The 21,734-nt window shown below is 61.1% G+C and carries 19 protein-coding genes and 2 tRNA genes; 8 read left to right on the forward strand and 13 right to left on the reverse strand.

Annotated features, from left to right (window positions below; all coding sequences use genetic code 11):
- Positions 1–57: 57 nt before the first annotated feature.
- Positions 58–1,680, forward strand: coding sequence for a glucose-6-phosphate isomerase (gene pgi / locus B0G77_RS17695; RefSeq protein WP_133663270.1), 1,623 nt, complete (start codon positions 58–60; stop codon positions 1,678–1,680).
- 89 nt (positions 1,681–1,769) lie between these two features.
- Here pgi and B0G77_RS17700 read toward each other — a convergent pair whose 3' ends face one another.
- The gene (locus B0G77_RS17700; RefSeq protein ID WP_133663271.1) at positions 1,770–2,459 is read right to left on the reverse strand and encodes an ATP-binding cassette domain-containing protein; all 690 of its coding nucleotides are present in this window, start codon (positions 2,457–2,459) and stop codon (positions 1,770–1,772) included.
- Between B0G77_RS17700 and B0G77_RS17705 the strand changes: the two genes are divergently transcribed.
- Both B0G77_RS17705 and B0G77_RS17710 read left to right on the forward strand, forming a co-directional pair.
- Positions 2,458–3,138: an arylesterase gene (locus B0G77_RS17705; protein WP_133663272.1), complete on the forward strand. Its 681-nt coding sequence runs from the start codon at positions 2,458–2,460 to the stop codon at positions 3,136–3,138. The genes B0G77_RS17700 and B0G77_RS17705 overlap by 2 nt on opposite strands.
- 119 nt (positions 3,139–3,257) lie before the next feature.
- Entirely contained in the window at positions 3,258–3,602 is a 345-nt protein-coding gene (locus B0G77_RS17710; RefSeq protein WP_133663273.1) for a hypothetical protein, read from the forward strand.
- A 118-nt stretch (positions 3,603–3,720) separates the two neighbouring features.
- Here B0G77_RS17710 and B0G77_RS17715 read toward each other — a convergent pair whose 3' ends face one another.
- The 8 genes from B0G77_RS17715 to tig all read right to left on the reverse strand — a co-directional run bounded on the left by B0G77_RS17715 (position 3,721) and on the right by tig (position 12,931).
- Complete coding sequence (locus B0G77_RS17715; protein WP_133663274.1) at positions 3,721–5,655, reverse strand: SurA N-terminal domain-containing protein; 1,935 nt, start codon at positions 5,653–5,655, stop codon at positions 3,721–3,723.
- Positions 5,656–5,742: 87 nt separating this feature from the next.
- Positions 5,743–5,819: transfer RNA gene (locus tag B0G77_RS17720), tRNA-Asp, on the reverse strand.
- Between the two features lie 39 nt (positions 5,820–5,858).
- Positions 5,859–5,934, reverse strand: a tRNA-Val gene (locus B0G77_RS17725).
- A gap of 81 nt (positions 5,935–6,015) precedes the next feature.
- Positions 6,016–6,288, reverse strand: coding sequence for an HU family DNA-binding protein (locus B0G77_RS17730; protein ID WP_007585907.1), 273 nt, complete (start codon positions 6,286–6,288; stop codon positions 6,016–6,018).
- A gap of 444 nt (positions 6,289–6,732) precedes the next feature.
- Positions 6,733–9,147, reverse strand: a complete 2,415-nt coding sequence (lon, locus tag B0G77_RS17735; protein WP_133663275.1) for an endopeptidase La — start codon at positions 9,145–9,147, stop codon at positions 6,733–6,735.
- Positions 9,148–9,332: 185 nt separating this feature from the next.
- The gene (clpX, locus tag B0G77_RS17740; protein ID WP_133663276.1) at positions 9,333–10,604 is read right to left on the reverse strand and encodes an ATP-dependent Clp protease ATP-binding subunit ClpX; all 1,272 of its coding nucleotides are present in this window, start codon (positions 10,602–10,604) and stop codon (positions 9,333–9,335) included.
- 182 nt (positions 10,605–10,786) lie between these two features.
- Complete coding sequence (clpP, locus tag B0G77_RS17745) at positions 10,787–11,440, reverse strand: ATP-dependent Clp endopeptidase proteolytic subunit ClpP (protein ID WP_133663277.1); 654 nt, start codon at positions 11,438–11,440, stop codon at positions 10,787–10,789.
- Between the two features lie 144 nt (positions 11,441–11,584).
- Complete coding sequence (gene tig, locus B0G77_RS17750) at positions 11,585–12,931, reverse strand: trigger factor (RefSeq protein ID WP_133663278.1); 1,347 nt, start codon at positions 12,929–12,931, stop codon at positions 11,585–11,587.
- A 431-nt stretch (positions 12,932–13,362) separates the two neighbouring features.
- On the opposite strand from tig, the gene B0G77_RS17755 reads away from it, so the two are divergent.
- Together B0G77_RS17755 and B0G77_RS17760 are read left to right on the forward strand one after the other, a co-directional pair.
- Entirely contained in the window at positions 13,363–14,508 is a 1,146-nt protein-coding gene (locus tag B0G77_RS17755) for a glycerate kinase (RefSeq protein ID WP_133663279.1), read from the forward strand.
- Positions 14,509–14,572: 64 nt separating this feature from the next.
- Positions 14,573–15,025: a MarR family transcriptional regulator gene (locus B0G77_RS17760; protein ID WP_133663280.1), complete on the forward strand. Its 453-nt coding sequence runs from the start codon at positions 14,573–14,575 to the stop codon at positions 15,023–15,025.
- Positions 15,026–15,140: 115 nt separating this feature from the next.
- Here the strand turns inward: B0G77_RS17760 and B0G77_RS17765 are convergent, their stop codons facing one another.
- The 4 genes from B0G77_RS17765 to B0G77_RS17780 all read right to left on the reverse strand — a co-directional run bounded on the left by B0G77_RS17765 (position 15,141) and on the right by B0G77_RS17780 (position 18,799).
- Positions 15,141–16,127 carry a 2-dehydropantoate 2-reductase gene (locus B0G77_RS17765; protein WP_133663281.1) on the reverse strand — a complete coding sequence of 329 codons (987 nt, stop codon included), beginning with the start codon at positions 16,125–16,127 and terminating at the stop codon, positions 15,141–15,143.
- A 7-nt stretch (positions 16,128–16,134) separates the two neighbouring features.
- The gene (locus tag B0G77_RS17770; RefSeq protein ID WP_133663282.1) at positions 16,135–16,908 is read right to left on the reverse strand and encodes a class II aldolase/adducin family protein; all 774 of its coding nucleotides are present in this window, start codon (positions 16,906–16,908) and stop codon (positions 16,135–16,137) included.
- 1,085 nt (positions 16,909–17,993) lie between these two features.
- Positions 17,994–18,455, reverse strand: a complete 462-nt coding sequence (locus B0G77_RS17775; RefSeq protein WP_133663283.1) for a ProQ/FinO family protein — start codon at positions 18,453–18,455, stop codon at positions 17,994–17,996.
- Between the two features lie 89 nt (positions 18,456–18,544).
- A complete protein-coding gene (locus tag B0G77_RS17780; RefSeq protein ID WP_133663284.1) occupies positions 18,545–18,799 on the reverse strand; it encodes a hypothetical protein in 255 nt (84 codons plus the stop codon).
- 222 nt (positions 18,800–19,021) lie between these two features.
- Here B0G77_RS17780 and B0G77_RS17785 point away from each other — a divergent pair, with 222 nt between their 5' ends.
- The 3 genes from B0G77_RS17785 (at position 19,022) to B0G77_RS44305 (ending at position 21,538) form a co-directional block, all read left to right on the forward strand.
- A complete protein-coding gene (locus tag B0G77_RS17785; RefSeq protein ID WP_133663285.1) occupies positions 19,022–19,429 on the forward strand; it encodes a hypothetical protein in 408 nt (135 codons plus the stop codon).
- Between the two features lie 640 nt (positions 19,430–20,069).
- The gene (locus tag B0G77_RS44300; protein WP_243751038.1) at positions 20,070–20,960 is read left to right on the forward strand and encodes an amidohydrolase family protein; all 891 of its coding nucleotides are present in this window, start codon (positions 20,070–20,072) and stop codon (positions 20,958–20,960) included.
- 314 nt (positions 20,961–21,274) lie between these two features.
- Complete coding sequence (locus B0G77_RS44305; protein WP_243751039.1) at positions 21,275–21,538, forward strand: hypothetical protein; 264 nt, start codon at positions 21,275–21,277, stop codon at positions 21,536–21,538.
- Positions 21,539–21,734 lie beyond the last annotated feature (196 nt).

Here is a 21,734-nt window from a genome sequence, read left to right on the forward strand (position 1 = left end):
TCCGGCGGCACCTGTTGCGCCGCCTTCCATTCGCACCCATTCGTTCGACGGACAGTTATGACGATGAAATCGCTCCCCGCCTGGTCCGCGCTAGAAGCGCACTACGAAGAGATTCGCGATGCGCGCCTGCGCGACTGGTTCGCCCCTGAGAACGACCCCGCCCCGACCCGCGCCGAGCGCTTCACGCTGTCGGGCGGCGGTCTTGGCGCCGATTTTTCGAAGAACCGCGTCACCGATGAAACCATGCGGCTGCTCGTTCAGCTTGCGCGCGAAGCCGGTGTCGAGAAGCGTCGCGATGCGATGTTCGCAGGCGAAGTAGTCAATCCGACCGAAGGCCGCGCCGCGCTGCACACCGCGCTGCGTGCCACCGATCCGAATGCCCCGTTCCACGCGCAAATCAAGGCCGAGCAGGCAAAGATGGCCGTATTCGCCGACCAGGTGCGCAGCGGCGCATGGACCGGCTATACCGGCAAGCGGATTCGCTACGTCGTGAACATCGGCATCGGCGGCTCGGACCTGGGGCCGAAGATGGTCGTTCACGCGCTGCATCATCTGGCGACGCCTGACATCTCATCCTTCTTCGTGTCGAACGTCGACGGCGCGGACCTGTATCGCGTGCTCGAACAGACCGACCCTGAGGAAACCCTTGCGATCATCGTGTCGAAAACGTTCACGACGCTCGAAACGATGACCAATGCACGCTCGATGCGCGACTGGTTCATCCAGAAAGGCTGCCCCGAAACCGCGCTGGCGAAACACTTCGTCGGTGTCTCGGCGAACCCGGGCGAGGTCGTGAAGTTCGGCATCGCCAGGGAAAACGTCTTTGAGATGTGGGACTGGGTGGGCGGGCGCTATTCGCTATGGTCGGCTGTGGGTCTGTCGATCATGATTGCGGTCGGCCCTGCGCAGTTCGCCGAACTGCTCGCCGGCGCAAACGAGATGGACCAGCATTTCCGCGAGGCTCCGCTCGATCGGAACCTGCCGGTGCTGCTCGGAATGATCGGCATCTGGTATCGCAACTTCTTCGGCTCGCAGAGCTATCTGGTGGCACCGTATTCGGAGGCGCTGCATTACCTGTCTTCGTATCTGCAGCAGCTCGAAATGGAAAGCAACGGCAAGTCGGCCCGGCTCGATGGCGCGATGGTCGATTACCCGACTTCCGCCGTGACGTGGGGCGAGCCTGGCACCAACGGGCAGCATGCGTTCTTCCAGATGCTGCATCAAGGGCCGACGATTGTGCCGATCGATTTCGTCGCAGTGCTGACGCCCGAACACCCGCTCGCCGATCATCATCCGAAACTGCTCGCGAACTGCTTTGCGCAGAGCGAAGCACTGATGCTGGGTCGCACGTTTGAAGAAGCGCAGAAAGTTGCCGGGCCGGACAAGCCGGAACTCGTGCCGCATCTGGTGTTCCCCGGAAACCGTCCCACAACGACGCTGCTCGTCGACGCGCTCACCGCCCGCTCGCTCGGGGCGCTCATCGCGCTTTATGAGCACAAGGTGCTCGTACAGGCGTCGGTGTGGAACATCAATCCGTTCGACCAGTGGGGCGTCGAGCTAGGCAAGATTCTCGGCAAGGTCGTCGAAGCGGACCTCACTTCGGCAAGCACCGACGTGAAGAAACACGATTCGTCGACGTCGGCGCTGATCGCGAGGGCCCGGGCTACGTTGAAGCGGTAGGCGTCGCTGGCGTTGTCTTATGGAGCGGGTGACTTCGTGCGCCCGCTCCTTGTCGTTTCACCCCGGGGGCATGGAAACCGCGCGCCGGTTCAGGCGACGAGATGCCCTGCCTCGATCGTCACCGTGGAATCGCAGCGTCTGGCCAGTTCGACATCGTGCGTGACAAGCACAAGCGTTGCACCATTCGCGCGATTCATCTGGAACATCAGATCGATCACGGCATGACCGGTTGCCGCATCGAGGCTGCCGGTCGGCTCATCGGCGAACAGGATCGCCGGATGAGTGACGAACGCGCGCGCGAGCGCAACGCGCTGCTGCTCACCGCCCGACAGCAGCTTCGGATAGTGCCTGGTGCGCTTGCCAAGGCCCACCTGTTCGAGGAGCGCCCGCGCACGTGTCGCCGCCTCGCGTGCGGACATGCCGCCTTGAAGTTCGAGCGGCAGCGTGACATTTTCGAGCGACGTCAGGTGCGGCATCAGCTGAAACGACTGGAACACGAAGCCAACCGCGCCGCTGCGCAATGCAGCGCGCTGGTCTTCGTCGAGTTCGGTGAGTTCGTGACCGAGCAGCCGAACCGACCCCGAAGTCGCGCTGTCCAAACCTGCCAGCAGGCCCAGCAACGTGGACTTGCCCGAACCGGATGCGCCGAGGATCGCCACACTGCTGCCCGCCTCGATCGAAAGATCGATATGATCGAGGATCGTCAGTTCGCCTGTCGCATCCTTAACCCTCTTGCACAAACCCCGCACTTCGATGACTGGATCGGATTTCTTTTGCATGGTGAAGCACAGGTTAAAAGTGCACGCTGCGGCGCTGGCCACAGCACTCGGCGTCGCCGCATTCATGGCGACGGTGCCACTTGCTGCGGACGCAGCCAACACGGCCGCACCCGACAAGCCGGTGATTGTCGTGCTCGGCGACAGCATCTCCGCCGAGTACGGCCTGCCGCGCGACACCGGCTGGGTCGCGTTGATGCGTCGGCGGCTCGCCGACGAGCGCCTCGATTATAACGTTGCAAATGCAAGCATCAGCGGCGATACCACGAGCGGCGGACGCGCACGCTTGCCCGCGCTGATGCAGCGCCTGAAGCCGGCCATCGTAATCGTCGAACTCGGCGCGAACGATGCATTGCGCGGCGTCCCGCTCGCAACCACCGAAGACAACCTTCGGACGATTATCGAACAGGCCCAGCAGGCCCATGCCCAGGTCGTGCTGGTCGGCATGTATGTACCGCCAAATTACGGCATGGACTATACGCAAAAGTTCCACGGCATCTACGGCGATCTTTCGAAGCAGTTCCGCGTGCCGTTGGTGCCGTTCCTGCTGGCTGGAATCGAGAACAGGCCGGACATGTTCCAGGCCGACCAGATCCACCCTAAGCAGGAGGCACAACCCACGTTGTTGAACAATGTGTGGCTCACATTGAAGCCGCTACTTCGCCCCCCTTCGGCTCAATGAGACGTTTGCTCACAACTTGTTTCCGGATCGGGGGGAACACGGTCTTGCTTTGGCGATCTGACACTATCGCCTGACCTTGAAAAACCAGCTCTATTTGAGCGATTTTGGAGGGAGATAACGTGAAATACTTACCACTTATCGCGTTGACCGCGGCAATTTCTGCCTGCGCCGCGCAACCGCCGGCGGGTGTCCAGACCATCGGCCAGACACACCTGGCGCCGAAAGACGTAGCGCAATGCGTCGAGCACAAATGGGCGGACAAGTCTCAGCAGCAGGTCGTGTCGCAGGACGTGCTGGCCAACCATCAGTCCGTGGACATTTATGTCCCCGGCCAGCAGCCGCCTAACGGCGCCGCCGCTATCGTCCGTCCGGCCTATACCGGCGTGGGCTCATGGGTCGGCTACCGCCCGGCAGCCGGCGCAACCGGTGGCGATGCGACAGCCGATATTGACGCCTGCCTGTAACGCTGTAGCGCGCATTGTCGATTGATGGCGCGCGGTTTTCGTCAAACTTTTCGCCAAACAAAGAGCCCCGCTAGTGCGGGGCTTCTTGCTTCCAACAGCTGTGAGCTACCGCGCCTGGTCAATCGCCGGTGGGCTGCCCGGCCGAGTCCAGCGCTCCGTAAAACTTGATCTTCGCACGGGAACGCAGCGCATCGACGTACGCTTCGACCTGCGATTGCGCGTTGACCTGCGCGATTTGCTGCTGCGCAGCTACGAGGCGCTGCGGGTCAGCCGAGTTGCCTGGCACCACCGAATTCACGCGATAGACTGCGTAACCGTCGTCGCCGAGATCGACACCAACGTAGGCCGGCAGCTTTTGCGCGTCCGCCTTGTAGATCGCGCTGAGCGCTACAGGCGGGACGCCTTGCGCGACGTTGCGCGATACCTTCAGCGCTGACGAGAAACCTCCGGTCGACTTCGACTTCTCCAGTTCAGCAAGCTTCGCCACACCTTCCTTGCGAGCCATCTCGGCGGATTGCAGGGCAATGACCTTCTGACGTACGGCGTCCTTGACGGCATCGAGCGCCGGCACGGCAGCGGCCTTGTAATCGGTCACATGCGCGGCGATCAGCGTGCTATTGCCGACGTCGATTGCCTGCGTATTATTTTTCGCCTTCGTCGCGTCGCTCGAAAACACCGCAGCAAGAAACTTCGGGTTGTTCAACGGGCTGTCGGGCGGCAGCTTCGGATTTGGTTGCGGCGTCACCGTGGCGGTCTGGATCTGCAGTTTGTACTTGTCCGCCGCGGGCTGCAGACTCTTGGCCTGTTCGTACACCGTCGACGTGAAGCCTTCCGAATCGTCGGTGAATGCCTTGGCGGCCTGCTGGGTTTTCAGGTCCTTCGCGATCGAATCCTTCACTTCGTCGAACGGCCTCGTGACCGACGGCTTCACATCCGTCACCTTGACGATGTGATAACCGAAATCCGTCTGCACGAGATCGCTGATTTCGTCTTTCTTCAGCTTAAACACGGCGTCATCGAACGCCTTGCCGCCCGCGATCATGCCGGGACCAAAGTAGCCGAGATCCCCGCCCTTCGACGCCGAACCCGGATCCTGCGAGTTCTGCGCGGCGATCTGGGCAAATTGATCCGGATGCGCCCTGACCTGGGCGAGCAACGCTTCGGCCTTCTGCTTCGCCTTTTCCCTGTCGGCCGCGCTTGCATCCTTCGGCACAGCGATCAGGATATGGCTCGCGCGCACTTCGCCGTCGGTACGGTAATGTGCAATGTTGTCGTCGTAGTATTTCTTGATGTCTGCGTCGCTCACCGGCACAGCTGCTGCGAGCGCGTCGGGCGACAGCACCAGATACTGGATCGTCGCCGTTTCAGGCGTGGCGAACTCGGTGCGATGCGCGTCGTAGTAGGCCTGAATCTGCGCGTCGGTCGGCCGCACTTTCGCGGCGTAGTCTTTTGCGTGGAACGCGAGACCCTGCACTTCGCGCTGCTGCTCTGCGAGCTCCGTCAAGTGCTGTGCGAGCGTCTTCGACGTGAACGCGCTGGACTCGATGGTGGCCGGCAGCTGCTGTGTAGCAAGGCTGTAGCGCACGCGTTCGTCGTACTGTTCTGGCGTCATGCCCTGCATGGCCAGCAACTGCTTGTAGCGATCGACGTCGATCGAACCGTCGGCATTCTTCAGCGACGAAATGACCGGGTCGGCGAGCAAGGTACGGCGCACTGCGTCGTCCGAAGCGGTCAGATGCAGACGCTGCGTCTCATCGGTAAGTACGCGCTGCTGAATCAGGCCGTCGAGCATGTCGCGGCGACGCTCCGGCGTATCGAATGACTGCATGTCGAACTGGGCGCCGAGTACCTGGCGCGCACGATCAAGCTGCTGACGCATTGCGTTGTCGTATTCGACGCGCGTGATCTTGTGACCATTGACGCTCGCGACGTTGGCGCTCTCGTCAAAGAAGCCACGAAAGCCCTGAATACCTACAAATCCCAACCCCGGCAAAATGACAAGGATGAGCATGAACATCATCAGGCGCTGGTGATTGCGGAAAAAATCGAGCATGCGTGAGGGTTGGCCAAAAACAGAACGCCCGATATTACAACAGTGGGCAATAAAAAAGGCGAACCGGAGTTCGCCTTTCGAAAATACTGGCGGAGTGGACGGGACTCGAACCCGCGACCCCCGGCGTGACAGGCCGGTATTCTAACCGACTGAACTACCACTCCATTTTACTGCTGCTGGCTGGCCACTACAGAACCGGAAACTGGTGGGTGCTGAGAGGCTCGAACTCCCGACCTACGCCTTGTAAGGGCGCCGCTCTACCAACTGAGCTAAGCACCCGTTCCGCGATTCATCGCTGCCATTCACCAACTGTTCGCTAATCCGAGGTTGCTTTTACAGGACCCCCAACCAACGAGCCAATTAGTTTAGCGCATCTTTCAGCGCTTTACCAGGCCTAAATTTGGGCACCTTGGCTGCCTTGATCTTGATCGCGGCGCCGGTGCGCGGGTTGCGGCCCGTGCGTGCCGTGCGCTTGCCCACGGCGAACGTGCCGAAGCCGACCAACGTGACCGAACCACCCTTCTTCAACGTGCCTTTGACACCACCGATCACTGCATCGAGCGCACGTCCTGCAGCAGCCTTCGAAATATCAGCTTGTTGTGCAATGTGGTCGATCAATTCCGTCTTATTCATTCCAGCCCCCGAGAATGTTATTGGGCAATCGTGGTAGCGCCACTGGCGCCGGGATATAAGCAGGCAAGGCACACAGCGCCGAGCCAGCTAATTAGAATTGGCCGAAACCCTTGTGTCAAGCGGGGTTGAGCCTGATCGGGGCGTATATTCTCAGGGAGTTTTGTGACGGAATCTTGCGACCAATCGATGCAAATGCAACTAATTCTGGCCCGAGGAAAGAGGATGACACGAGCGATCGAGACGGCGTCCTGATGCCGCACTGCAGCACAAAACATGGGTCGAGGTGCCCTTCAGAATCTTCGGGATTCGGAATCGGGCAGTACTCCTTCGCCCCATCAGGCTGGACAGGGGACTTGCACCCCAAGATATTGCGCATGCTCGGCGCACCAATAAAAAAACCCGCGGCTTCGCCGCGGGTTTCAGGTACGACGGGAACAGCCTGTATCAGTGCTTCACAACTTCAGTTGCGGGATCCTTGGCAGCTTCGGCCACCGGCGCCGCCTTCGGCTCTTCGTCCGGCAGCGGTTGCGGCGCACGTTCGAGCGCAAGTTCAAGCACCTTGTCGATCCAGCGGACCGGCACGATTTCGATCGCGTTCTTCACGTTGTCCGGAATTTCCGTCAGGTCCTTGACGTTCTCTTCCGGGATCAGCACCAGCTTGATGCCCCCACGATGCGCCGCCAGCAGTTTTTCCTTCAGGCCGCCGATCGGAAGCACTTCGCCGCGCAACGTGATTTCGCCCGTCATCGCGACATTGGCACGCACGGGAATGCCGGTCAACACCGACACCAACGCAGTCGTCATCGCGATACCGGCCGAAGGACCGTCTTTTGGCGTCGCGCCTTCCGGCACGTGGATGTGAATGTCCTGCTTCTCGAACGCCTCGTCCTTGATGCCAAGACGACGCGACCGCGAACGGACCACCGAGCGCGCTGCCTCGACGGATTCCTTCATCACGTCACCGAGCGAACCCGTACGGATCACGTTGCCTTTACCCGGCATGACAGCAGCTTCGATCGTTAGCAGATCGCCACCGACTTCCGTCCACGCGAGACCCGTGACCTGGCCGACCTGGTTATCCTTCGCGGCCAGACCAAAGTCGTATTTGCGCACGCCGAGGAAGGTATCGAGGTTGCTGCCGTCGACCTTCACTGCGCCTTCCGCCTTCTTAAGCAGAAGCATCTTCACGACCTTGCGACAGATCTTCGAGATTTCACGCTCGAGCGAGCGGACACCTGCTTCACGCGTGTAATAACGAATGATGTCGCGGATCGCCGTTTCCGTCACATCGACCTCACCATCCTTCAGGCCGTTGTTCTTCTTCTGCTTCGGCAGAAGATAACGTTGCGCGATGCTGACCTTCTCGTCTTCCGTGTAACCCGACAGCCGGATGACTTCCATCCGGTCGAGCAGCGGCGGCGGGATGTTCAGCGAGTTCGACGTCGCGACGAACATCACATCCGATAGGTCGAAATCGACCTCGACGTAGTGATCGGCGAAGGTATGGTTCTGTTCCGGATCAAGCACTTCCAGCAATGCGGACGACGGATCGCCGCGGAAATCCTGCCCCATCTTGTCGACTTCGTCGAGCAGGAAGAGCGGATTGCGCACGCCGACCTTGGTCAGGCTTTGCAGGATCTTGCCGGGCATCGAACCAATGTACGTACGGCGGTGACCGCGAATCTCAGCTTCGTCGCGCACGCCACCTAGCGCCATGCGTACGAACTTGCGGTTCGTCGCACGCGCAATCGACTGACCAAGCGACGTCTTGCCGACGCCCGGAGGTCCAACGAGACACAGGATCGGCGCCTTCACCTTGTCCACGCGCTGCTGGACCGCGAGATACTCGAGAATGCGTTCCTTCACCTTCTCGAGACCGAAGTGATCTTCGTCGAGCACGCGTTCAGCATTTGACAGGTCGTTATTGACCTTGCTCTTCTTGCGCCACGGCAGGCCGATCAGCGTATCGATGTAGTTGCGCACAACCGTTGCTTCTGCCGACATCGGCGACATCAGTTTGAGCTTTTTCAGCTCGGCGTCGGCCTTCTTCTTGGCTTCCTTCGGCATGCGTGCGGCCGTGATGCGCTTCTCGAGCTCTTCGAGATCCGCACCTTCTTCGCCTTCGCCCAGTTCCTTCTGGATTGCCTTGACCTGCTCGTTCAGGTAGTACTCACGCTGGCTCTTTTCCATCTGACGCTTGACGCGCCCACGGATGCGCTTTTCCACCTGCAGGATGTCGATTTCGGCTTCGAGTTGCGCGAGCAGATGCTCAAGGCGCTCAACGACCGGGAACATCTCGAGGATGTGCTGCTTCTGGTCGAGCTTCAGCGGCAGATGCGCGGCGATCGTGTCGGCCAGACGCCCTGCTTCGTCGATGCCCGAAAGCGACGTAAGAATTTCCGGCGGGATCTTCTTGTTCAGCTTCACATACTGATCGAACTGCGACACGATCGCGCGACGCAGCGCTTCAGTTTCAGCGCTGTCGGCGTGGTCGGGTTCGAGAGGCATGACTTCGCACGAAAACTGGGTTTCCTGTTCTTCGATCGAGAGCGTTTTCGCGCGCTGAAGACCTTCGACAAGCACCTTCACGGTGCCATCGGGCAGCTTCAGCATTTGCAGGATGTTAGCGACACACCCTACTTCGTACATGTCCTTTTCAGTCGGCTCATCTTTCGCAGCCGTTTTCTGGGCGACGAGCATGATGTGCTTGCCGCCTTCCATCGCTGCTTCGAGAGCCTTGATCGACTTCGGGCGGCCTACGAAGAGCGGAATCACCATGTGCGGGAAGACTACGACATCACGCAGCGGGAGCAGCGGGAGCGTAGTGCGTTCCGGCGGAAGGAGTTGGGTTCCTGACATTTCATTTCCCCATGAGTGGAATCAGTTCGTTCGGTAGGTGAGGCCAGCAAAAAAGATTGCAAGGCCTCCGCGTGTGGGAAAAGTTCAGTGACTCCAAAAAAACACAATCCATCCTGGCCACAAGATAAACGAAAAAGCCGTTCACGTCGCCATGAACGGCTTTTTTGCAGAACCCGGAAAGCCGATCAATTCGAACCCGCGACCTTGGGCGCGTCTTCGTAGATCAGCAACGGTTTGCCGTCGCCGTCGATGACGTTGTCGTCGATGATGACCTTGCTCACACCCTTCATCGTCGGCAACTCGTACATCACATCCAGCAAGGCCTGTTCCAGGATCGATCGCAGACCCCGGGCACCTGTTTTGCGGCGGATCGCCTTGCGGGCAACTGCCTGCAGCGCGGCCGGACGAATCTCCAGTTCGACCCGCTCCATGTTGAACAGCTTGTGGTACTGCTTGATCAGCGCGTTCTTCGGTTCGACGAGGATTTTCATTAGCGCTGCTTCGTCGAGCTTGCCGAGCGTAGCCACCACCGGCAGACGCCCAATCAGTTCGGGAATCAGGCCAAACTTGATCAGATCTTCCGGCTCCACTTCGCGCAGCACTTCGCCAGCGTCGCGGTCCTGCTTGCTCTTCACGCTCGCACCAAAGCCGATACCCGTCTTTTCCGTGCGGTCGACAATGACTTTCTCGAGACCGTCGAATGCGCCGCCACAAATGAACAGGATGTTGGTCGTATCGACCTGGATGAAATCCTGGTTCGGATGCTTACGACCACCTTGCGGCGGCACTGATGCCATCGTGCCTTCGACCAGCTTCAGCAGCGCCTGTTGCACGCCTTCACCCGAGACATCGCGAGTGATCGACGGGTTATCGGATTTGCGGCTGATCTTGTCGATTTCGTCAATGTAGACAATGCCCCGCTGGGCCTTGTCGACTTCGTAATTGCAGTTCTGCAGCAGCTTCTGAATGATGTTTTCGACGTCTTCGCCAACGTAGCCGGCTTCCGTCAACGTCGTTGCATCGGCAATGACGAAGGGAACGTTCAGCAGACGCGCAAGCGTCTGCGCGAGGAGCGTCTTGCCGGAGCCCGTCGGGCCAATCAGCAGGATGTTGCTCTTCGACAGCTCGATTTCGTCCTTCTTGTCGAGATGCTTGAGGCGTTTGTAGTGGTTGTACACCGCCACCGCGAGAATCTTTTTCGCGCGCTCCTGGCCGATCACGTATTGATCGAGGATCTCGCGAATTTCCTGCGGACTCGGCAGATCGGACCTGGAAAGGCCGGTTTCCGTGCCCGAGCCAGCAGCCTCGTCACGGATAATTTCGTTGCAGAGGTCGATACATTCATCGCAGATGAATACCGACGGTCCGGCAATCAGCTTCTTGACCTCATGCTGACTCTTGCCGCAGAACGAGCAATACAACAGCTTCTCGCTGTTAGAACCTTTTTTGTCCGCCATAAATGTATGAGCCTCCGGACACTCAATGACATGATACGCCGTTTGCCCCAGCCTCGCAGTTGGGCTGGGACGATGCGCAAAAGCTGGGACGACGTTTTCGCAGTAGGCGCTCAGGGACGGGTCAGCTACATTTAAAGGACTTTACTCTGACCCCTGCCCTGATTTGGGGCATACGCACCAAATCAAGGACGCTTGTGCAGCACCTGGTCAACGAGACCATAGGCCTGTGCGTCGTCACCGGACATGAAATTATCGCGATCAGTGTCGCGAGCGATACGCTCGACCGGCTGCCCCGTGTGGTGCGCAAGCAGCTGGTTCAGACGCTCCTTCAGGTACAGGATTTCGCGTGCCTGGATCTCGATGTCCGATGCCTGCCCCCGTGCGCCACCCAGCGGCTGGTGAATCATTACTCGCGCGTTCGGCAACGCGAAACGCTTGCCCTTTGCGCCTGCCGCCAGCAGAAACGCGCCCATGCTGGCCGCAAGGCCCATGCACAGCGTCGAAACGTCCGGCTTGATGAACTGCATCGTGTCGTAAATGGCCATCCCGGCTGACACGGAACCACCCGGGCTGTTTATGTAAAAGCTGATGTCCTTGTCCGGATTCTCGCTTTCGAGGAACAGCAACTGTGCCACGACGAGGTTGGCGGTCTGGTCGTTCACTTCGCCGACGAGAAACACCACTCGCTCCTTCAGCAGACGCGAGTAGATGTCATACGAGCGCTCACCACGCCCGCTTGTTTCCACGACGATCGGAACAAGTCCGAGCGCCTGCGCTTCGAGATCCCGCGGCGCGTGGGAGGCCAACGTGTCCAGCAATTGAGCGCGAAAGGTCATGCAATGGATCCTTGTCTGGAAATGTTCTAGTACGTGAGGCAAGTGAGTACGACAACCCGCGTTTCAAGCCCCGCGGCACGCCGGACATAAAAAAACGGCGTGCTGGCCGTCGCTCCGACAGCCGGCACGCCGTTGCAGCGACGCTTACGACTGCGCCGTTGCGCTTGCCAGTTCTTCGAAGCTCACTTCCTTGTCCGTCACCTTGGCCTTGTTGAGGACGAAATCGACGACATTGGCTTCAACGACGTACGCTTCCATTTCAGCAAGGCGCTGCTGGTTCGAATAATACCAGCGGACGACTTCCTTCGGGTCTTCGTAGCTTTTGGCGAATTCGTCGACTTCGGCACGAATCTGCTCCGGCTTCGCCTGCAGTTCGTTCGCCTTCACGAGTTCGGCCAGCACGAGACCCAGCTTCACGCGACGCTCGGCCTGTTCCTTGAACATTTCTGCCGGGATCGGCGCGTCTGCCGCGTTCGGCACGCCACGCTGCTGCAGATCCTGACGGGCCATTTCGACGAGACGTTGCTGATCCTGTTCGATCAGCGCGTTCGGCACGTCCAGTTCGGAAATCTTCAGGAGCGCGTCCATCACCTGGTTCTTGACGATGGCCTGCGTGCGGCGCTTCGCTTCGCGTTCGAGGTTGTCCTTGATCTCGGCGCGCATCTTCGTCAGATCGCCGTCTTCGATGCCGAGCGATTTAGCGAATTCAGCGTCGATTTCCGGCAGGTGCGGCCATTCGATCTTCTTCATCGTGATCGCGAACTGGGCCGTCTTGCCGGCCACATCCTTGCCGTGATAGTCCTCAGGGAAGCTGAGGTCAAATTCGCGCGCTTCGCCGGCCTTCAGGCCCAGCGCAGCCTTTTCGAATTCCGGCAGCATACGGCCTTCGCCGAGCACGAAGGCGAAGTCGTCTGCGCTACCGCCCTGGAACACTTCACCATTGATCTTGCCGGCGAAGTCGACCGTCACGCGGTCGCCGTCTTTCGCTGCCGTGTCGGCACCGCCGTCTCCGTGTTCGCCGGCTTCGCCACGTGCGTGGAAGTGCACGCGCTGCTTGCGCAGGATGTCCAGCGTGCGGTCGACTTCAGCTTCGCTGATGGCCGTCGTGGTGCGCTCGATTTCGGCCGTGGCGACGTCGCCCAGTTTCACTTCCGGATAGACCTCGAAGGTCGCGTCGAACGCGTAGTCGCCTTCTGCGACGTCAGTCTTCGGTGCAAAGCTCGGCTGGCCGGCCACGCGCAGGTTCTCGGCGCGGCTGATGTCGAAGAATTCCTTGCCAACCTTGTCGCTCAGCACTTCGGCTTCCACCTGGCCCGAATACTGTTGCGTCACCATCTTGAGCGGCACCTTGCCCGGGCGGAAACCCGGCATGCGCACGTTCTTTGCGATCTGGCGGATACGCGAATCCACTTCCTTCTGCACAGCATCCTTCGGCAGGGAAATCGTCACGCGGCGTTCGAGCTTGCCGAGGTTCTCAACAACGTTAGCCATGGCTTCAATCGTCCTAAAATTATTCGAGCGAATCAGTTATCTTTGCCGTGCCGCCTGTCGATGTCTGCCTTGCAGGGCCTGCCTTGCGAAGTCGCAAAGCAGACTTGCGTTGCATCAATCGCGCGCCTGTCGCCGCGGGCTCTCAGGCCGCCAGCAGCACGGTTTGGGTCAGAAGAGCCGAATATTTTAGCAAACTATTTGCGCGCCTAGCCGGGATTCGACGTTTGCGCGCCTTTTCGCGCTGATTTCGGCCGGCGAGGTGCACAGTCCGGGCGGTTGCGGCACGGCGATTCCGCACTCGATGCCCGCTATGCCGCCCGCGTTATTCAGCCGCCGCCGCTGTGCTGCTAAGCTATCGCACGCGGCCGGATGCAGTCACAGCCGAACCAGCTGCCCGAGATTCGCCACCATCCCAACCATCAAGAGACACCATGCCTAAGCCGCCGTCCACGCCCGTCGTCGTTATCGCTCCCGATTCCTTCAAAGGCTCGCTCGGTGCCGAGCAGGTCGCCGAGGCCATCGCAACCGGCGTGCAGCGCGCGCGGCCAGAGGCCGTCGTACGCATCTGCCCGATGGCCGACGGCGGCGAAGGCACGCTCGACGCCATGCTCGCCCGCGGCGGCGAGCGCCGCAAGCTGACGGTATGCGGTGCAGCGGGACCGGTGCGCGAAGCGGCGGCCGGATTGCTCGCGGACGGCAGCGCGATCATCGAAACGGCGGAAGTCGTCGGCATCACGGATCCTGTCGGCATGGGCGTGCCAGTCGAAGCGCGCAGCACGCGCGGCATGGGCGAAGCGATCCGCGCACTTCTCGACGCCGGCGTGCGGCGCTTTTTCGTGGCGCTTGGCGGTAGCAGCACCAATGACGGCGGCGCGGGTCTGCTCGCCGGTCTCGGCATGAAACTGTTCGACGCACAAGGACAGGAACTGGAGCCGAAGCCCGAGGAGCTGTCGAAGGTCGCGAGCGTGGACGTGTCGCAACTCGACGCGCGGCTCGCCGAGGCGACGTTCATCGGCATGTCCGACGTCGACAACCCGCTCAACGGCGAGCACGGCGCGACGGCCGTGTTCGGTCCGCAGAAAGGGGTGCAGCCCGACCAGATCGCGACGATCGATGCTGCGCTCGCGCACTTTGCGGATCTGCTCGAACCTGCGCTGAACCGTGCTGCACGTAACGAGCCAGGTGCGGGCGCGGCGGGCGGTCTGGGCTTCGCGTTGCATATGCTCGGCGCACAGTTTCAGCCCGGCGCAGAAGTTGTCGCGCAGCAGATCGGCCTCGATGCGGCGCTCGAAGGCGCGAACTGGTTGATCACCGGCGAAGGCCGCTCGGACGTGCAGACGCTGCACGGCAAGGCGCCCTTCATCGCCTGCCGCCACGCGCAGGAGGCCGGCGTGCCGGCCACGCTGCTGTCAGGCGCCGTCGACTCCGCGGCGCTGTCGCGCCTCACGGAACACTTCACGGGTTGCTTTTCGCCAGCACCGGGGCCGATCACGCTCGACGTAGCGATCCGCGACGCCGCACGCCTGCTGGCGAACGAGGCCGAGCAGCTTACGCGACTGAAATTCGGCACGCGTTGACCCGCCCGGCGGATGCGGCAACAATCACATCGCCACGACCGCATCCACTCACCCCGGGAGCACCATGAAGGCATCCGCCAAAGCCGGACTCGAACAGTTTCTGACGTATCGCCTGCATGTACTGAACAAGCTCGCTGAACGCGGTATCAGCGAGCGTTATCAGGACAAGCTCGACGTCACCCTGCCTGAAGCGCGCGTCATTGCTTCGGTAGGTTCGTTCGGGCCATTCTCCATCATGGACCTGGCGCGGCATGCGAACCTCGACAAGAGTCAGGCAAGCCGCGCGGCCGAGGCGCTCATCAGGCAGGGACTCGTGCAGCGGCAGGCAAGCGTGGAAGATGGGCGGGTGGTACTGGTTTCACTCACGGCCGAAGGACGGGCGCTCTACAAAAAAGTGATGCCGATCGCGCGCAAGTGGAACGTCGATTTGTTCGACTGTCTCGATGACAAGGAAAAAGTCATGCTTGGCGAGGCGCTCGACAAGGTAATCGAAAGCGTGCTGGCGCGCCAGGGATGATTGCCGACAGGCGGCGCCGCCGGGCACTGCGGGCGATGAGGCCGCGCGCGGCACGCCCGCCGTTCAGCGCCGGAAGCTGACTGTTCCTGGTCCAATCCGGCCAGCGAAAGCCCCTTCAAAGCCCACTGTTCGACGCCCGTTGACGCAGCAATCCGAGAACCGCGTCGCAGAACGGTGTCGGCACACCGAGCCGGTGGCCAAGTTCGGGAAACACCCCCAGTATCGGACCGATCTCGAGCGGGCGGCCGTCTTCGAAATCCTGCAGCATCGAGGTTTTGAACGCACCGAGTTTGCGCGTCCCCGCGACCCGCTCCGCCGCCTCCATACGCGTCGACAGACCCAGTCGCCTGCCGATGGCGTCAGCCTCCTCCATCATCCGCAACACCAGCGCGTGCGTGAGCGGATCTTCGAGCAACTGATCGGCCGTCGAACCCGTCAACGCACTCAACGGATTCATGTTCATGTTGCCCCACAGCTTGACCCAGATTTCCGTGCGGATGTCGTCGGATACGGCGACTTCGAAGCCGCCCTCGCGCAGTGCCGTGGAGAACGCGTTCGCCTGCGCGGAGAGCGCCGGAGCCGGTGCGCCAACGATCAGATGATTGCCGCGGCCGCGCCGGATCACGCCGGGTGCGTCGGTCGACGAGGACAGATGCACGACGCAGCCGATTGATTGCGCCGGCGGCAATGCGGCCGACACTCTGCCATCAGGGTCCACCGCCTCGATATGCTGGCCGGCGAGCGGCCCTTGCATGCCGCTCAGAAACCACCACGGCAAGCCGTTCATCGCGGCGACGATCACCGTTTGTGGCCCGATCATCGGCCGCAGGCTCGCGGCGACGGCCGGCAACACCTGAGCCTTCAGCGCGACGACCACGAAGTCCTGCAGGCCAAACGTAGCGGCATCGTCGTCGGCCACAACCCGCGCGACAGTCTCGCTTTCTTCACCGACGATGCGAATACCATCCGCGCGAAGCGCATCGAGCGTCTTGCCGTGTGCGAGGACGCTCACGGCGTGGCCGGCGCGCACGGCCGCCGCGGCGATCAACCCACCGATCGCGCCTGCACCCACCACGGCTGTCCTGATTTGCTGCCCACCCATGACCGCGTTACTCCCTGTATGACTGATCGATACGATCGACCTGACGCAACAGCGCGCCAAGCACATCCTCACCCGCACCATAGCGCGGATCGAACTGCAACGCATCGCGCGTGCAACGCGCCGCGACCTCGTCAGGAATGTGGCGCGCCGCCCCTAGCGCAGCGCTCGCGAGCTGCACTTCGCAGGCGCGGTTGAGCGTCCAGAGCCGCACGAAGGCCTGTGCAATCGTCTCGCCGATCGCAAGCAGGCCGTGATTGCGCAGAATCATCAGTGGCTTGCCGCCGAGATTCGCGACCAGTCGCGGCCCCTCGTCAGGACGCACGGTAATGCCCTCGAAATCGTGATACGCAACCATACCGTGTAGTTGCGCTGAATAGAAGCTGGCGTTCTCCAGCCCGATCTCCGAGCACGCAACTGCCAGCCCCGCTGTGGTATGCGTGTGCATGACGCAATGGGCGTCAGGCAGTAAGCGATGAATTGCTGCGTGCACGACAAAACCGGCAGGATTCACCCGGCATGCCGACTCACCGACGATGCGTCCGTCCAGATCGACGCAGACCAGATTCGACGCATTCACCTCGGCGTAATGGAGCCCGAACGGGTTGATGAGAAAGTGCGAATTCGGGCCGGGCAGCCGGACCGTAATGTGGTTGTAGATCAGTTCGGTCCAGCCAAGCATCGCGAACACGCGATAGGTGCCGGCCAGTTGGACGCGCAGCGCCCGCTCACCCTCTGCATCCGAACTAGCGCTGGTGGAATGCGGAATACCGACGGCTGACATCACTGCCTCCTAACACATGACCGCGAGCGCCTGAAATTATCTTCGGCGTGTCAGCGCAGGATAGGAGAATCTGGTTGCATGCGCAACCAGTTGAACCCGCCACACGACCGGATGTCCCCATTGCCGGTGACATCATTGGAGCCAGGTCACGTGAGCCATGCCGCGCCGGTCAGTCGTCGATTGCAGGCGCCGCGCCGCGCGGGAAGCGAACTTGCGATCGTGCCAGGGTCGAGGGGTGTGCAGGTAATCCGGGCATGCCTGAGCGGCGTGCCTGCCACCCGGAACAGGCGGCACGATCCACGACGTAGCGCCCTTGAAACCGCAATCGATCCTGGTCCGACATTCTGGCCAGAACGATCGCTCGTCCCGCGCTGCCGGCCATAACGGACCGCAGGACGGCTTATGCGAGCGACATCACAAAAGCAGTGATGTTTCTCGATCAAGGTCCGCCGCGAAGGCGTAAGCTCGATCCAGGCGAGTGAAAACAGGCGCGGCGTTGATGTTGATCACCGGCTCCGTGTCTGAAAGCAGCCTGTCGCGGCGACGCAACACAAAGAGCTGCGCAAGACGGCGGCGGAAACACGCGAATCGCGTATCCGCGACGCAGACCTGCATCGTTTGAAACGCGCGCGCAGGTAATGCTTAACGGGAGTTTGACAATGGTTACCGCAGCGGTTGTTGTATTTATCGTAAAGTTCTGGCCCGCGATCATCGGCGTGATCGGTCTCTCGGGTGCGGCCCTGTTTGGCTGGCTTAAGACGAAGCCCTCTCATCGGCCCGATTTGCAGACATTCGAGGCCACCCTCCTTGCCCCGAAGCCAGGCATCGACTTGCGCGATGCCGCATCGCAGGCGAAATCCGGGAAGACTCAGCCGCGGAGCCCGAGGAAGAGGGAAATAAACGAGGGTGCGGGTCGGCTTTGATACGTTTGACAGCCTGTCACCTTCGGACAGACTGCCGGTTACCTGTCAAAACCGGCCGCGATGCGTCGCAGCCGTGCCCGCTGCCGCGATTGTCGCTTTGAGCTTTCTCATCGGTCTTGCGGATCACCATCCGCCGCGCAGCCTGTCTCGGCCCAGCGACGATCAGGCCTGCTTCTCCGCCGCCTCCGGCTTCGGCGCCCTCGCTGCGCGAGCCGCCTTCAGTCGCAGCGCACGCGTCGCATCGGGCGCCAATACGTTGCCCGCTTCGCCGCCCGTGAGGTCGACTCGTGCAGCCCCTTCGACGAGGCATGCCCAGTAGCGGCTTCCGCGGCACCATGTCCTGAGCGCATCGCGCAATTCCGCCTCGCTTAACGCGAGTTCCTGCGCGTGCTTCATCAGGTCTTCGAAAATACCGATCTTGAGCGGCACCTTGGGCGCCGGATTCTTCGGAAATGCCTGCGGGAATCGCTTTTGAAGCTTCGCGATCGTCAGCACCACCGGGTCGACCGGCTTCGACCGCGCCTCGGGCGCAGCCCGGCGTGCGCGAGGCGCCTTAACCGCCGGCTTGGGGTCGGTTTTTTTCGCGAGTTGATCTCTCAATGCGGCAAGTTGTTCGAAGCCCATAGCACACAGCCAATGACAAAAGAGGATCGATTGTATCAGTCTGCGTGCATTTTCCCGCGTCTTCCCTCGAGGCGCAGCAACGCTGCGCGTCAAAACGGCCCTCCCCGTTCGGCGGGATAGAGCGTCACAAAATCGTCGCATTCGAACTGGCGACGCATCCTCCGTTCGCAGCGCGAGACGCTTCGGCCAGCTATCCCGGTGATCGGGCGCCAATACCGGTTGCAATGTTCAGCAAAACGGCGGCATAAAGAGGTCTGCTGGGCGCTTACTCGCGCATCGAAATAGTTTTGAATTTCGACTCGATTGATCGAATTGTTGACTAAGTTATACGAAATATTGTTCACGACGTCGATGCGACGGACTGGGTTCCTGAATGAGGTCGTCGGTAGGCGTGACGGTTGAAACGAAATGAAATTTTTGTCGCAACGAGGCTTGGGCGTTACCTGGCACGAACATCTTGCAAATTCGTTCAGGATGCACTTCAGTGAAGGTACGCAAATTTTCTGGCTTCGAGCACGGCTAGCTGGGACACCTAAGACCAACAAACAATTTCAAGGTCAGGCACCATGACCTCATCGTCGGAACAAAGGCTTTCCCCTGGGACGCTCATTTCGCTCATCCCGCTCGTTGTCGGCTCAATCGCCGGCGCCGGCATTGTTCCACGTGCCTCCGCATTCGGACGCGCGACCGATGGCCTGGGCGCGCTGGTTGGCTGGATGATCGCCAGTGTGGCGATTTCGATGCTGGCGTTCGTCTTTCTGAGACTCGCTCGACTCAAACCCGAACTCGACATCGGTGTCCACGCGCATGAAAAGGATCGTTTCGGAGACGAACCTGACTTCACCGCGGCGCAGGGCTTCCGGGCTGGAAGCTGCGTTTGCAACGTCTCCTGCCGGCTATTCATCACATCGACGCTGGACCCGTTCTCCCTGGGCTTCGGCAATGACAGTACGGTCACACCCCGCGCGGCGTGATGCTTGCCGCGCGCCGCGCAAGAAGTCACTGTGCCCTGCCCGATGCATCTGACCTTTCACTGTATCTGGAGAAACAGCAATGGATCGACGGACGCTCCTCTTCGCAATGACGCTGGTCGCCGCGGTATCGCTGGCACCGGCGCCCGCCGTCTTCGCTGAAAACGGGGAGCCGCCTCCCCTCCCTGCCAATCAGCCGGAGCCTGGTGCGCGGGAGCGAAGCCCACGTCGGCCGCCACCACTTAAGGGACAGGCCCAACCACCGCAGCCGCGGGTAGAAGCAGGCGCACAGCGCCCTTACTTCGTGTGGATTCCAGGTCGTTGGCAGTGGAGAGACGGCAACTTCGAATGGATACCTGGGATCTGGAGCGAGGGTAGGCCAGGCTGGCGCTGGCGCCCGGGACGATGGACACCCGAACACGATGCCTGGGAATTCTCGGACGGCCGCTGGGTTCCGATTAACTAGCGTGCCTGTCCGTGACCAGCATCGGTTCATCGCATATCTGCGCCGGCATGGTCCGGTGATGCGCTGACGTGTTGCCGCGCAGTGACGCGACAATCAACGCGGCGACGGCACATCAAGGCCGCGCGAGCGCAAACGCGCCCCACTCAATCGCTTCGATGAACGAGAAAGAGGTCATTCATGTTCCCTCGCAAACCGGGCAATAAGGAAGCATCCGGCCATCCGTTCGCCTGCTTCTGCCAGAAGTCCGAGATCGAGTTTCTGAACAACCGGATCAGCGCGGATCTCTCGCGACGGGGCTTCGTTGCGGGCATGGCTGCCTCCATGTTGATGCTTGTCCTCCCGAAGCTCGCCAGCGCGCAGACGGCGCCCCCGCCCGTCAATCCCACACGCCCTGTCCTCTTCACGAACTTCCGGCTGTTCGACGGAATATCCGGCACGTTGCGCGACGGACTCTATCTGCTCGTGGATGGCAATCGCATCCACTCCCTGACGCACGGCAAACCTGCCGTGCCCGACGGCACGCAGGTGATCGACTTCGGCGGCCGCGTGCTGATGCCCGGTCTCATCGACATGCACTGGCATTCGATCATCGCAGCGCTCCCGATCCAGGTCGCGCTGAGCGCCGACGTGGGCTACCTCCATCTGGCCGCAAGCGCGGAGGCCGAGCGTACATTGATGCGCGGCTTCACCACGGTGCGCGATGCGGGCGGCCCTGCCTTCGCGCTGAAACAGGCAATCGACGAGGGACTCATATCGGGTCCGCGCATTTATCCTTCAGGCGCGATGATCACCACCTCGGGCGCTCATGGCGATTTTCGCGCGCTGTCGGATCTGCCGAGATCCGGCGGCAGGATCACCAGTTCGGAGCAAACGGGCGGCAGCATCATTGCCGACAACGCGGATGAAGTCCGCCTGCGCGTGCGTGAACAGTTCATGCAGGGCGCGTCGCAGATCAAGATCGTGGGCAGCGGCGGCGTTTCCACCCCTCGCAGTCCGCTGGACATGCTCACGTTCACCGAGCCCCAGTTGCGCGCAGCGGTGGAAACCGCCGAGGACTGGGACAGTTAGCTCCTGGTACACGCCTATCCGCCGCATGCCATCCAGCGATCGATCGCGGCGGGCGTCAAGTGCATCGAACACGGCCATCCTGATGGACGATGCAACGGCCAGCCTGATGGCGAAGAACGGCACATGGTTGAGCATTCAGCCGTTCTTGGGCGAGGAGGACTCCGTTCCGCTGACCGGTCCCACCCGGGACAAGATGCTCCAGGTTATCGCGGGTACAAACAACGCATACACGCTCGCAAAAAAAACACGGGATCAAGACGGCGTTCGGCTCGGACCTGCTGTTTTCGCCCGTGCTCGCCAGGCGCCAGGGCACCATGTTGACGCACCTGGTCCGCTGGTACACAGCAGCCGAAACGTTGAAGATGACCACGGCGGCCAATGGCCAGCTGCTCGTGCTGTCCGGACCACGCAATCCCTATCCCGGCAAGTTAGGGGTGGTGGAAGAAGGAGCGCTTGCCGATCTGTTGCTCGTCGATGGCAATCACGTTGAGAACATCGCGCTCGTCGCCGACCCGGAGAAGAACTTTCTCGTCATCATGAAGGACGGGAAGATCTACAAGAATGCACTCAGCGCGTAAGGCCCGGTGATCATGATCGTGATGGATCACTGCAGCCTTGACATGGGTCGCGTTGCCGGACAGGTGTCACCGTGTCCCGACGGGAGGTCTCAGCGCCATTCCGAAACGATTCGAGAGAGTTGGAGTGGGTGACGCCCGTTCCTGCATCGCACACGATAAGCGGACACAAGAAAGCCGCCACGTGGTTGGCGTCGGC

It is taken from the genome of Paraburkholderia sp. BL10I2N1, assembly GCF_004361815.1.
Taxonomy (GTDB): Bacteria; Pseudomonadota; Gammaproteobacteria; order Burkholderiales; family Burkholderiaceae; genus Paraburkholderia.

Excerpts from the sequence above, each read along its gene's own strand:
- pgi (WP_133663270.1), top strand. The coding sequence starts at position 58 with ATGACGATGAAATCGCTCCCCGCCTGGTCCGCGCTAGAAGCGCACTAC.
- B0G77_RS17705 (WP_133663272.1), top strand. The coding sequence starts at position 2,458 with ATGGTGAAGCACAGGTTAAAAGTGCACGCTGCGGCGCTGGCCACAGCA.
- B0G77_RS17700 (WP_133663271.1), bottom strand. The coding sequence starts at position 2,459 with ATGCAAAAGAAATCCGATCCAGTCATCGAAGTGCGGGGTTTGTGCAAG.
- B0G77_RS17715 (WP_133663274.1), bottom strand. The coding sequence starts at position 5,655 with ATGCTCGATTTTTTCCGCAATCACCAGCGCCTGATGATGTTCATGCTC.
- B0G77_RS17730 (WP_007585907.1), bottom strand. The coding sequence starts at position 6,288 with ATGAATAAGACGGAATTGATCGACCACATTGCACAACAAGCTGATATT.
- lon (WP_133663275.1), bottom strand. The coding sequence starts at position 9,147 with ATGTCAGGAACCCAACTCCTTCCGCCGGAACGCACTACGCTCCCGCTG.
- clpX (WP_133663276.1), bottom strand. The coding sequence starts at position 10,604 with ATGGCGGACAAAAAAGGTTCTAACAGCGAGAAGCTGTTGTATTGCTCG.
- clpP (WP_133663277.1), bottom strand. The coding sequence starts at position 11,440 with ATGACCTTTCGCGCTCAATTGCTGGACACGTTGGCCTCCCACGCGCCG.
- tig (WP_133663278.1), bottom strand. The coding sequence starts at position 12,931 with ATGGCTAACGTTGTTGAGAACCTCGGCAAGCTCGAACGCCGCGTGACG.
- B0G77_RS17755 (WP_133663279.1), top strand. The coding sequence starts at position 13,363 with ATGCCTAAGCCGCCGTCCACGCCCGTCGTCGTTATCGCTCCCGATTCC.
- B0G77_RS17760 (WP_133663280.1), top strand. The coding sequence starts at position 14,573 with ATGAAGGCATCCGCCAAAGCCGGACTCGAACAGTTTCTGACGTATCGC.
- B0G77_RS17765 (WP_133663281.1), bottom strand. The coding sequence starts at position 16,127 with ATGGGTGGGCAGCAAATCAGGACAGCCGTGGTGGGTGCAGGCGCGATC.
- B0G77_RS17770 (WP_133663282.1), bottom strand. The coding sequence starts at position 16,908 with ATGTCAGCCGTCGGTATTCCGCATTCCACCAGCGCTAGTTCGGATGCA.
- B0G77_RS17775 (WP_133663283.1), bottom strand. The coding sequence starts at position 18,455 with ATGGGCTTCGAACAACTTGCCGCATTGAGAGATCAACTCGCGAAAAAA.
- B0G77_RS17785 (WP_133663285.1), top strand. The coding sequence starts at position 19,022 with ATGACCTCATCGTCGGAACAAAGGCTTTCCCCTGGGACGCTCATTTCG.
- B0G77_RS44300 (WP_243751038.1), top strand. The coding sequence starts at position 20,070 with ATGTTCCCTCGCAAACCGGGCAATAAGGAAGCATCCGGCCATCCGTTC.
- B0G77_RS44305 (WP_243751039.1), top strand. The coding sequence starts at position 21,275 with ATGTTGACGCACCTGGTCCGCTGGTACACAGCAGCCGAAACGTTGAAG.